The sequence below is a fragment of the Pirellulales bacterium genome, assembly GCA_035546535.1.
Lineage (GTDB): Bacteria > Planctomycetota > Planctomycetia > Pirellulales > JACPPG01 > JACPPG01.
The window spans coordinates 1-12214 of the sequence record DASZWQ010000105.1 but is presented as its reverse complement, the minus strand read 5'-3'; the positions used below and the strand labels follow the sequence as shown (position 1 = coordinate 12214).

7 protein-coding genes are annotated in these 12214 nt (G+C 62.9%); 4 read left to right on the top strand and 3 right to left on the bottom strand.

Annotated features, from left to right (window positions below):
- The first annotated feature begins 296 nt into the window (after nucleotides 1–296).
- From VHD36_12945 to VHD36_12930, 4 genes are all read left to right on the top strand, one after another.
- Nucleotides 297–4433 (top strand): dockerin type I domain-containing protein, encoded by a 4137-nt coding sequence (locus tag VHD36_12945; GenBank protein HVU88219.1) that lies wholly within the window; start codon nucleotides 297–299, stop codon nucleotides 4431–4433.
- 11 nt (nucleotides 4434–4444) lie between these two features.
- Nucleotides 4445–6505, top strand: a complete 2061-nt coding sequence (locus VHD36_12940) for a hypothetical protein (GenBank protein ID HVU88218.1) — start codon at nucleotides 4445–4447, stop codon at nucleotides 6503–6505.
- 65 nt (nucleotides 6506–6570) lie between these two features.
- Nucleotides 6571–7953: a sulfatase gene (locus tag VHD36_12935; protein ID HVU88217.1), complete on the top strand. Its 1383-nt coding sequence runs from the start codon at nucleotides 6571–6573 to the stop codon at nucleotides 7951–7953.
- A 425-nt stretch (nucleotides 7954–8378) separates the two neighbouring features.
- Complete coding sequence (locus VHD36_12930) at nucleotides 8379–8891, top strand: hypothetical protein (GenBank protein ID HVU88216.1); 513 nt, start codon at nucleotides 8379–8381, stop codon at nucleotides 8889–8891.
- Nucleotides 8892–9180: 289 nt separating this feature from the next.
- Here the strand turns inward: VHD36_12930 and VHD36_12925 are convergent, their stop codons facing one another.
- From VHD36_12925 to VHD36_12915, 3 genes are all read right to left on the bottom strand, one after another.
- The gene (locus VHD36_12925) at nucleotides 9181–10185 is read right to left on the bottom strand and encodes a TauD/TfdA family dioxygenase (protein HVU88215.1); all 1005 of its coding nucleotides are present in this window, start codon (nucleotides 10183–10185) and stop codon (nucleotides 9181–9183) included.
- 88 nt (nucleotides 10186–10273) lie between these two features.
- Nucleotides 10274–11575: an MFS transporter gene (locus VHD36_12920; GenBank protein ID HVU88214.1), complete on the bottom strand. Its 1302-nt coding sequence runs from the start codon at nucleotides 11573–11575 to the stop codon at nucleotides 10274–10276.
- Between the two features lie 3 nt (nucleotides 11576–11578).
- A partial coding sequence (locus VHD36_12915) for a Gfo/Idh/MocA family oxidoreductase (protein HVU88213.1) occupies nucleotides 11579–12214 on the bottom strand: 636 nt, incomplete at its 5' end.

Genomic DNA, 12214 nt, shown 5'->3' with positions numbered 1-12214 from the left:
CGTGATGCCGTTGAGACTATCCAATCGCGCAACAGGAACACACGCGTCGTGTTATGTAGACTGCGGATGGCGACGCGCTTTCCAGGACTTCCGCGCCAGGGTGCGATTCCACACGGGTGGCTCGCCATTCGGTCGAGCTTGTGCTAGTTTCGGCAATCGGCATTCGGGGCTGCGAGGAACGGTGTGCCGGTCTTAGGAACAGAATGGCCTGGCGACGGCGTCGTTCGGACTTGTGGCGGGCCGGCTCTCTACAGCCGGCAAGTATTCCTCCTCAGTCGAAGCGCGAGGAACATTTCATGCGATCCCTGGTCATTCTTCGTGGGGCGTCCGTGGCGCTTGCGCTTGGTGCGATTACTCTCTGCGGTGCGCCGATATCCGCCCAGGTGACCTGGGACGCCGCAGGTGGCGCCGATAAGAGTTGGGGAAACGTCGCCAACTGGAGCGGCAATGCAGTTCCGGCACCCGGTGATCTTGTGATTTTCAATAACACGGGCGCGTCGAATTTGCCCGGCTCGCCCACCAGCGTGCTGGACATGGCGCGCACGATCGGCGGGTTATCGATCGCGAACTCCGGTGGCAAGTATCAAACCATCGATCTTGGAGGCAACACGCTGCAAGTCAACGGCAACGTCGACGTCAACACCAACGTGATCGACTCGACGCTGGCGACCATCAAAAATGGAACGTTGAATCTGGGAACGCCTACCGGATTAGTCGACCTCTCCGTGGGGCGCGTGACCATCGCGGGCGGTACCGACGCGCTGGCGACTCTCGATCTGACGGGTGCTACGGTCAATGGCAACATCGGCAATTTGATCGTGGGCGAAAAAATCTTGGGCGGGAATCATGCCGCGGTCGGTACGCTCTCGCTCGGTACCGGCGGATCGCTCGCTGTCGGTTCGCAAACGACATTGGGAAAGATCGTCATCGGGCACAACGCCAATGGCGGCGGCGCTGCGGGCACCGTCGATCTCAGTCAGCAGGCGACGTTTTCGGCAAACGTGTCGAGCCTGCTCTTGGGCACCGCGGAGGTCGGCACCGCCTCGGGCACTTTGTCATTGGCGGCGACCAACACGATCAATGCCGGCACCGTCCGCGTCGGTTATTCGACGAACGACGACAATGGCACGAGCACGCTTCACTTGGGCGCCTCGAACACGATCGTCGCCAACGAGCTGACGATCGGCGGCCAGAAAAGCACCGGCACCCTCGACATTCCCAAAGGGGGCACTTTCAATCTGGGCACAGTTGCCACGCCAACGAATTTGACGGTCGGTGAAACCGATGCCGCCACGGCCACCAGCTTTCAAGGCACCGCAAATCTCTCCAGTAGCACATTCAACGCCACGCTCAGTGCGCTCACCGTCGGCGTGAAGACCGGCGGTGGCAGCGGGCCGCAAACGGGCAGCGAGACCGGCACGCTCACCGGGGGAACCGCTGGCAACATCGTCATTGGTTCCCCCGCTTCGCCGGGCACAATCACCGTCGGACAAGTGTCTGGTGGCGGAGGCGGATTCGGCACCGTCGATCTCAGCGGCGAAAGCAGCTTGACCGCGAATGTCACGACGATGCTCGTTGGCAACGCCGCCGGTGGTACCGCGACCGGAATCTTGTCGCTGCCGGCCAGCAATACCATCAATGCCACTACGATTCGCGTAGGCTACTCCTCGGCCGGCGACACGCAATCGTCGCCCAATGCACTGCACCTGGGAATGAACAACACGATTACTGCCAGCGAGTTGACGATCGGCGGCCAGCAGAGCAACGCATCGCTTGATATGCCCAGCGGCGGCACACTGAACCTTGGCCTCAGTGGCACGCCCACAACTCTCAACGTCGGCCAAACCAACGCGCCTACGGCGTCCAGTTTTCAAGGGTCGATGCAGCTCTCCGGAGGCACGTTCAACGCCAACCTGAGCTCACTGACCGTGGGAGCGAAAGCCGGCGGCGGTAACGGGACGCAGACAGGTAGTGAGACGGGCACGCTCGCCGGCGGCAACGCGGGCAACATAACGATCGGGTCGCCAAATGCGCCTGGCTCAATTGCCATTGGACAAGTGGCGAGCGGAGGAGGCGGTTTCGGCTCCGTGGATCTTAGTCATGAGAACAGCTTGACGGCGAACCTTTCGACGTTGCTCGTCGGTAACGCGGCCGGCGGTACGGCGACGGGCACGCTGTCGTTGCCGGCCGTTAACAACATTACGGCCAATACGGTGCGCGTGGGCTATTCGAGTGTCAACGACATGCAGTCTTCGCCCAGCGCCTTGCACTTGGGCATGAGCAATACAATCACGGCCAACGAGTTCACGATCGGCGGCCTGCGGTCGACCGGCACGCTCGACATCCCGGTCGGCGGCACGTTATCGCTGGGCAGCAGCAACGTGCCGACCAGCTTGTACGTGGGCGAAACCGATGCTCAGACAAACCAATCCGAATCGGGCTCTGTGAATCTCTCCGGCTCGACGTTCAACGCCACGCTCAGCTCGCTCGCCGTCGGCGTGAAAACGGGGGGTGGCAATGCCTCGGAAACCGGCACCCTCACCGGCGGTAATGCCGGCGGCGTCGCCGTCGGCTCACCGAGCGCACCAGGCAGCGTGACGATCGGGCAAAGCCTGGGGGGCGGCGCGGGCAACGGCACCGTTGATCTCAGCGGACAAAGTAATTTTACGGCCACGCTCAGCCAGGCGATCATCGGCCAGAACGGCAGCGGTTCTTTGAAATTGCCCGCCACAAGCGCCATCGATACGCAAACCCTGATCGTGGGCGACAACGGCACAGGTAACCTTGCGTTCGGCAAGCAGAATACGCTCTTGGCCGACACGATGCAGGTCGGCAATAGCTACTCAAACGCCAGCGTCACGATTCCCGCCGGCGGTTCCATCTCGATCGGCTCGTCCGTGCGGCCGACCGATCTTTCGATCGGCAAGGTTTTGATCAATACCAACAGCACCTACACCAGCACCGTAGACCTGTCGAAGGCAACGGTCAACGCCTGGTTCAGCAACCTGACCGTTGGCTCGCGCGATACGAGCCTGCCCGGCGGCGAGATAACGCATTTCAACGGCGGCAACTCCGGCACGGTCAACGTCGGCGTCACGGGGCACACGGCCAACATGATCGTTGGAGCGGGGACGAATAGCAGCGTCGATTTCTCGCAGATGGACGCGTTCATTGCCAACTTGAATCAGATGTCGCTCGGCGCGAATGGCTCGGCCACGGTGGCGCTGGCGAAATCGACGTTCGTCGATGCCAGCTCGATGGTTGTCGGCAGCGGCACCGGCGTTAATGGAAATGCCACGCTGACGCTCGGGCAAATCAACAGCTTGTACGTCGACAACATTCAGGCGGGCATCAACTACGGCAACGGAACCATTCAACTGCCCGCCGGCGGGACGTTGAATCTGGGCCTGCCCGGGCGACCCACGACGCTCGTGCTCGGCAGTGGCGTGACGAACACGAACAGCACCTACACCGGCACCATGGATCTTACCGCCGGAACCGTACACGCCTATCTCGGCGACGTCACGCTTGGTCAGAAGGACACCCAGCCGGGCCTGCAAAGCGGCGTGCTGTCGATCTCGAACCATGCCGACAACACGATCGTCGCCAATTCCATCGTGATGGGCACGGGCAACGCCAGCGGAACGATCAACTACGGCGGCGGCGACTTCACGGCCGCATCGATCGCCAAGGGCGCAGGCGGCAGCGCAACCTTCAATTGGCAGGGCGGAACGCTGCACGTCGGTACGTTCGGCACGCCGAGCATTCATTTCGACCTGGCGAACACCGGCACGGGGATCCTCGCTCCGGCTAACTCGGCCGGGACAATTCCCGGGACGACCCAGGTTTTCGGCAATTACACGCAGCAAAGTTCCGCCACGATGCAGATCGATCTCGGCGGCACACAGCCCGGCACCGGCTACGACCGCGTGACGATCAGCAGCATCGCCAACCTGGGTGGCACGTTGGCCGTCCATCTGATCAACGGCTTCCAGCCCACCCTCAACGAGATCTTCACGCCGCTCGTTTTCGGCTCGCACGTCGGAGATTTCTCGTCGTTCACGGGGCTCGACGTGGGCAATCATCTAACACTCGAGCCGGTAATCATGGCGACGGGGCTGGAGCTGATTGCCCGGCCCACGCTCAGCGGAGACATTAATCTCGACGGCATCGTCAACGCTCAGGACCTTGCCAGCGTGTCGAGCACCTGGCTCTCGAACTCGCCGCAAGGAGACGTCAACGGCGACGGCATTGTCAACTCGCAGGACCTGGCCGCGATCTCGGCGAATTGGCTCGCCGCCGATCCGGGCTCAAGTGCCGGCGCCGCGCAACTTTCCGCCGTACCCGAGCCCGCAAGTTGTCTTTTACTGCTTGGCGGCGCGTTGATGATGTTCGTCGTGCGAAGCGCGCGCCGGCGCGCGGCCGGTCCTTGAGGACTGTATCCATGCCCCGTCAAACCCTCGCCATCATCTTTGTGTTTTGCGGCGCGACGTTGACTGTGGCCGCCGGCCTGGACGCAAGGGTCGCCACGGCCGCAGAGCCGGAGGCGAAGCCGGCCGCGAAATACTCGTTGCGCGACACAGTGCGCGGTCGTGTTGTCGACGAACGAGGCAATCCGCTCGCCGACGTGATTGTCTCGGACTATCGCGCGCGGCTGTGGGGCAAGGTAAATGACGTGGTGACCGACAGCGACGGGAATTTTCGCATCGCCGGCAGGCCCGGCTATTGGCGCCGTGGAACCCTCATTGCCCGTAGCCGAAATGGCGAATTGCAGTCGTATGTCGAAGTCGAGGAAGCGCATGCCCTGCCGCGCCGATTGGAGATCGTGCTGAAACCGGCTCAGAAGGTGCTGGTCACTGTTGTCGACGACGCCGACAAACCTGTGCCGAGTGCGACGGTTGAGGTCATCGGCAACTATGCCTCGGTCGCTACGGGCACGACCGACGACAGCGGGCGCGCCGAGCTTTTGTTTCCGGCTGACGTGAAAGTCGATTGGGTGCTGGCCTTCAAGGACAATATCGGTTTTGACTACTACGAGAATTACATAGCGTATCCCACGGCCGACCGCGGCGTGGTGCCGGAGCAGCTTCCATTGCGGCTCGACGGCGCCCGGCCTCGCGTAGTGGCCGAGGCAAAGACGCACGATGGCAAGCCGGTTGCCGGCATCGCCGTTGCGGTTTGGGTAATTAAAAAGCCGGGCAAAGTGGCGCGTGCGAATGTAGGCGGCAGTTATACGACAAGGCGCACGACTGATGCCGATGGCAAGGCGTACTTTGATTTTCTGCCAACAAATGGGAGCGAAGGAATCTCCTTTCTTGCGCATTCCGATGATTACCATTCGACGGAAGGCTTGCACATTGGGCCCGGTGGCGACGACCTTCTGCCCATCACGCTCAAGCCGAACGGCGCAATCCGCGGCCGCCTGACATTCGCGGATGGGTCGCCGGCGCCGCAGATTCTGTTACAGGCCGAGGGAAATGGCTCGCCGCACTACTTCCGCGGTTTCGCCCGCTCCGACGACGAAGGCAACTATTCTTTCAGCGTCTACGCGGACCAGACGTACACGATCAATGTTCTGGATGACGATTGGGCCGCCGCCAGTCGTACGGGCGAGCGCGTGAATTTGGGGGACAAGCCGCACGAGGTGAACTTCGCCCTTATTCCCGGCACGTTGATCGAGGGCGCATTATCGATTGGGCCTGATAACGCGCCGTCGGTCGGCGCCACGGCAACGCTCACGCAAGAGCCGCAGTTCGTGCGCTGGTCAACCACGGACCAGCGAGGACATTACAAGTTCCGCGTTGGCCCCGGCACGTATAAGCTGCTGTTTCCGCACGGCATGGAGCCGCACGAGGTCGCCGTCCGCGTCACGGACCAGGCGTCGATCGTCCATGACGCGCACGCGCTGCGCAAAGACCGCGATCAGTTGCGCGGCGATGTCCGCCGCGCGAGCGACAACGCGCCGGTCCCCGGCGCACTCATCTTCGCGGAATCGATCGGCTCGCCGGGTCACGCCGGATTTCACGCCGTGGCCGACGCGGCAGGACGTTTCAAGACCGAGCGCTGGCTCGACCGTATTTTCGTCGTCGCGCGCGACCCCTTTGGCAATCAGGCGGGCATGACCGTGATCAGCGAGGATGACCAACTTTGCGAGTTGAAAGTCGCGCCAGCCGCGCGCCTTGTCGGGCGCGTGGTGGACGAACAGGGACAACCGATTTCCAAGGCCCGCGTGCAATGCGCGACCTGGCTGCCGAATGCGCTTCAACCACCGCGGGACGAGAACGATAAGGCTCCCCGGCTCGACACTACGGTGTATTGCACCGGTGACACTGCCCCTGACGGAACGTTTTCGTTCCCGGCCCTACCGGTCGGCGCGAAATCAGGCGTGTACATTTCATGGAAGGACCGCAGCGAAGGCTGGAAGACGTTCGAAATCACCGAGCCGCAGGAAATCTCGACCGGCGATATCGTCTTGAAGCCCCCCAAAGCGGACGCGCCTAAATAACGGTCAAAGGGTGCGGGCTCATCGGGAGCTCGCGCGATTACCAACGAACGATCGGACATCGGTATATGTTGCTACGTATTCTTGCTACCCTCGTTATTGCCATCCTTGCAGCGAATCCGTCCCGAGGGGCGGAGCGAGGCGAAAGCGCGGCGTCGCGTCGACCCAATATCATCGTCATACTCGCCGATGACCTGGGCTACGCGGACCTTGGTTTCCAAGGCTGCAAGGATATTCCGACGCCTCACCTCGATGCCCTCGCCGCCAGCGGCGTTCGCTGCACCAATGGGTATGTCTCGGGCCCGTACTGCAGCCCGACCCGGGCCGGACTGTTGACCGGACGCTATCAAGAGCGCTTCGGTCATGAATTCAATCCCGGTGGTCAGGCTGAGGAACGAGGCAATGCCGGGCTGCCCGTTTCCGAGACGACGATGGCCGATCGACTCAAAGCGGCCGGATACGTGACGGGTCTGGTCGGCAAGTGGCATCTTGGCGCGGCGCCGAAATTTCACCCGCAGCGGCGTGGCTTCGACGAGTTCTTTGGCTTTCTCGGCGGTGCTCATGCTTACTTTCCCGAGCGCGGCGCGGCGCCGATTTACCGGGGCCCTGAGGTCGTCGAGGAGCGCGAGTATCTGACCGATGCCTTCGCGCGCGAGGCGGTGGCGTTTATCGATCGGCATCAAAAGGAAGAATTCTTTCTCTACCTGGCCTTCAATGCCGTACACACGCCGATGCATGCCACGGATGCCCGGCTCGCGAAGTTCTCCGCGATCGAAGATAAGCAGCGCCGTACCTATGCGGCCATGACCTCGGCCATGGACGACGCCGTCGGCCAGGTGCTCGATAAAGTGCGCTCCGCGGGACTGACGAACGACACGCTGGTGTTCTTTTTCAGCGACAATGGCGGACCCACGATGCGCACCACCACGATCAACGGTTCGCGTAACACGCCGCTGCGCGGGTCGAAACGCACCACGCTGGAAGGGGGCGTGCGTGTGCCGTTTGTCGTCAGTTGGCCCGGCAAACTGCCCGCCGGCAAGACCTTCGACCGGCCGCTGATTCAGCTCGACGTGCAGCCGACGGCGCTGGCCGCGGCGGGCATCGAAGCGCAGCCCGACTGGAAACTCGATGGCGTGAACCTGCTGCCGCACCTGCAGGGAGAAGCAAGCGCCGGCCCGCACGACACGCTGTACTGGCGCTTCGGCGAGCAGATGGCGATGCGTCGCGGCGATTGGAAGCTCGTGCGTTACGATGCGCTCGTGGACGATGGGCGACAGGGCACCGTCTCGCCGGTGCGGCTCTACAATCTGGCCGACGACGTTGGCGAATCACGCGATCTGGCCGCCGATCAGCCCGAGCGCGTGAAGGAATTGACCGCCGTGTGGAGCGCCTGGAACGCACAGCTGGCGCGTCCTCTATGGGGGCAGAGAGCGCGCTCTGGCGGGGAGTGAATGGCAGTTCGCCGTGACGTCACCCTGCAGGTTATCGTCGCGACAACGGTAGCGATAAAATCGGTCGTGACCCGGGATCCTTCCGTCTGGAACTCCCGGTCACACAATTCTGGCACCGCGCTTGCGACGGAAGAAATCACGAAGTAAGCATATGGTATCGCGAGGCCCGGGCATCTTCACCGGCGCTGGGCCGCGTCTGAATCGCTGGCGACATTTTGGCGGATGTCGCCGTTGGGCAGATTACGGGGTATTCGATGCGCTATGCCGCCAAATCCTGCTTTTGTTCCTGGGGACGCCGCATGAGCGCCCCTCCCAGGTTTCTCGTTTTTCGAGCACGCACGCCCATGCCTGCTCTGTAGGAAGTCGCGCCGCGGCCGTCGCGGCCCGAACCGATCTAGACCTTTTAGTAACCGAGGACGAGTCCGATGCAAAAGCGAGTATTGTTGACCAGTTGCTTTGTCCTTTTCCTGGCCGCGGCTCCGGCCTTGGCTCAGAATTCGGTGCGCACAGCCGGCGAAAAGATCACCGGCGCGGCCTACCGCGAGCAATCGTCGCAAGCCTACTGGAGCGGCGCGTACACCCACGCCAACGCGCTCAACGAGTATGCTCGTTCGTACTCGTACATCCCGGCGGAGACGGCCGATGAGCACACCGCGGAAGTTCATCGCAACGTGACCGCGGCCAAGAAGGAAGTCTCGAAGCTCGGCAATCGTGCCAAAACCGATAAGAAGCTGCAAGGCCACGTCGACACGCTGCACAAGCACTACGACGCCGCCCTGGGACACTCGAAGGATTTGTCCGCCGAAGCCAAGAAGGGGGACAAGGCCGATCCCAAGAAGCTCAGCGCTTCGGCCGCGGGCATGAGCGATTCGCTGAAGGCCGCTGACGCCGAGCACAAGAAGATGCACGAACACCTGAAGTCGACCGACGGGAAATAGCCCACAGCCGGCACCCACTACGAGTGGGTGTGGCACGAGTTGTCGTTATCCCGACCGCCGGAGAATTCCGGCGGCCGGGATTTTGTTTGCGCCCGTGTTCGGCTCGCCGTCGCGTCGCCCAAATGAGAGACCGAATTCCCCTCCCTGCCAGGGAGGGGCCAGGGGGGGGTAACGCGTTCACAACCGAAATCGGACGCAACTTGCGCTGAGCGCCACAACCGTCACCCTGCCCTCTCCCTGCGAGGGAGAGGGTTTTGCGACGGGAGACGTTTTGCGAGGGGAGACGCTCTTAATCGATCGCTACCAGTGACGCCAACACCTTGCGCGTGCCGGTAAATGGTCGTCGGCCGTGCATGGTCACGAAGTTATCGACAAGCGCCACATCACCGGTCTGCCACGGCACGTCGAAGATCAAGTCCTCGGCCAACTCGGCTACCTTGGCCACAGCCGCCGCGTCCAAAGGCGTGCCATCGCCGTGTGTGATCGCCTTCGCCGGGTCGTTGCGCGTATCGCGCCAGCCGTGATATGCGGCAATCAACTGGTTGAAGAACGACTTTCGACCATTCGTCAAATCGCGCACCGCAGGCAATCGTGGCGTGGTCGCGCGAAGGGAACCGTCGGGCAGCCATTGCCAGGAGTAACCCAAGCCGTGCAAGCGCTCCTCGGCAGCGGCGGGCGTGTCGGCCCGCAGTGTGCTCTGCCAGCTTCGCCCCATGCCCGACGTCGCGTCCGCGGCCGGCGGCATGACGTTCGAATAGCGCAGCCCCTTTTCTTCACAATCGTGGGCGAAGCGAGGGCACTGCACGACGATGCGTCGCCACAGCACGTCCGAGCGGCACAGCGGTGTCGCCCCGCCTGATGCGGCGGCCTGCTCGCAGAAAAAGAAGAGCCGACTGGGAAAGATCGGCGTCTGCGCCATTTCATGGTGCAGAAAAATCGTCACCGCCGCGGGCGCCTCGTTCGCCGTGAAGACGCGCGGCGTGCGATTCACGCGAACGGCGTTCGACAGCGATTCGTCATAGGGGAAGTTCGGCAGGTGGAAGGCGGCCACGAAACGATCGAAATCCCCGGCGCTTGCGACCGGGAAACCGCGAAACAGGATCGCCCCGTGCGTAGCGGCGTACGCAAGCAGCGCGTCGCGTTGATTCGTTACCCAAGTGACAGCCTCGTCGAGGGGCGCGCCGCCGTCCGTGCAGGCGAGTACGAGCGGAAACGCTTCGCCGTCGTGCGTCTGCTGTCCGGCGATCGCGACCGTCGCTACTTCAAGTGTTCGCTCGACCATCTTCGTACTCACTTTATTGTCTGCCTTCGGCAGTACAGCTAAGCGCTGTTTGAAAAGCGCGATGCGGGGCATTCCTAACTCGTGATGCCATGTGGCCCGCTCAATCGGGCAGCGGCTGATCCTTCGTTTCGGGCAGAAACCACAGTACCACAAGCCCCAGCGAGAACAGCAAACTCAAAAAGCAAACGGCCGAGCGCAAGTCCAGTCCGGGGAGCGCTTTGATCCTTCCCGAGAGAAACAAGATTGGCGCGGCCAGCAGCCGGCCGCCGTTGAAGCAAAAGCCCGCGCCGGTCGCGCGCAAGTGACTGGGAAACAATTCGGGAAAATAGATCGCGTAGCCGGCATGAATCGACAGCGTCAAGAACCCGAACACCGGCAGGATCGCCAGCATCTGCCCGTAGGTTTGCGGCCAATAGCAAGTGATGGGCACGATCGCTTGCGCCGCGACGAGCATGATGGCGAACGCCGGCCGCCGGCCGAAGCGCTGCGCGAGTGGCGCAAAGCACAACAGCCCCAAACCGCCACCGGTCGTTTGCACGATGCCGTAGGCGAAGCGGGCCTTGCTGGTCGCTTCGGCACTGGACATGCCGCCGCGCACGAGGAGTTCTTGCATAAGATCCTGGCCGGCCACGGTCACGCCCCAGAACGTTCCGAGTCCGACCGCCGCCAACAGTAAACCGAGAATAGCCCGCCGCGCCCAGCGCGCGACGCCGAAGAGTTCACGAAAGCTACCCATGGCGCGTTGATCGCGCCCGGCTTGTTTCCAGCTCTGCGGTTCGTCGATGCCGCTGCGCACCCACAGGACGAGGAGTGCCGGCGCGATGCCGATCAAATAGGCGTAACGCCACTGGGTGTTCACTGCCAGGCCCGCGATGGCGGCCAGCCAGGTGCCGAAGATACTGGTCGCGTGAAAGATCCCTGCCGCATGCGCGCGAGCGTGCGCGGGAAAGACCTCCGCCACCAGCGCCGCGGCCACGGCCCATTCGCCGCCCACGCCCAGCGCCACCAGAAAGCGCAGCGCCGCGACCTGCCACACTTCCGTCGCAAAATAGGTGAGCCCGGAGAAGATCGAATAGCAGAGAATCGTGGCGGCCATCGTCGGCTTGCGGCCGAAGCGATCGGCCAGCGAGCCGAACACCACGCCGCCCAACGTGCCGCCGAGCAGAAACACGCCTAGGAGAACGTCGCCCGCCTGCTTCACGGCGGCATCGAGCGCCGTCTTCTCACTGCCGGCACTCGCGCCGATCAACTCGCCCAGCATGCTGCCGCGCGTGATGTTGAAGAGCTGGCCCTCGAACGTATCGAAGACCCAGCCGGCCGAAGCGATCGCCAGCACCAGCCATTGGTAGCGCGACAGATCGGCGTACCAGCGGCGCGGCGATTGTAGACCTGGCTGCGACACACGCTACCTCTCGGAAAAGTTGACCGGCAAGCCGCTCGCCAGTGATTCTGCCGCCGCCAGGCACATCGCCACGGACCACCCTCCATCCTCGCCGGAACAAGCGACAGGCGTCCCCTCGCGCACCGCGTGGACGAACGCAGCCAGTTGATCGACCAGTTCGTAGACCTCACCGCTGGGCTTCGTGACCGGAACCTCGACCGCCTGCTCGCCTTCGAGACGGTGCAGGCTGAACGTCGGCTCGAACGTCCGATCCATCGCGCCGCTCCAACGGGCGACGAGCGCGCCGCGCGTGCCCGTGATCTTCGCTACCTGGTGGTGCTCCCAGCCGGCCAGGGTTTGCGAGATCGTCGCGTAGCCACCACCGGGAAACTTGAGGATCGCCGAGAAGTTATCGTGCAGCTCGGGCTGGTCGGCTCGTTTGCCGTTAGCGGCCGCGTACACCGAGAGGGGATTTCCCAAGCGCGACAGGTACCAGCGCGCCAAGTCGAAGAAATGAATCGGCTCTTCGAGGATCCAATTGCCCACGCGATGGATGTCGTAGCGCCAACCGTCGGAGCCGAGTCGATAGGGGCGCCGCCAGAGTTCGACCAGGGCATACAGCGGCTCGCCGATGGTATCGGCGTCGATCAAGCGCTTCAC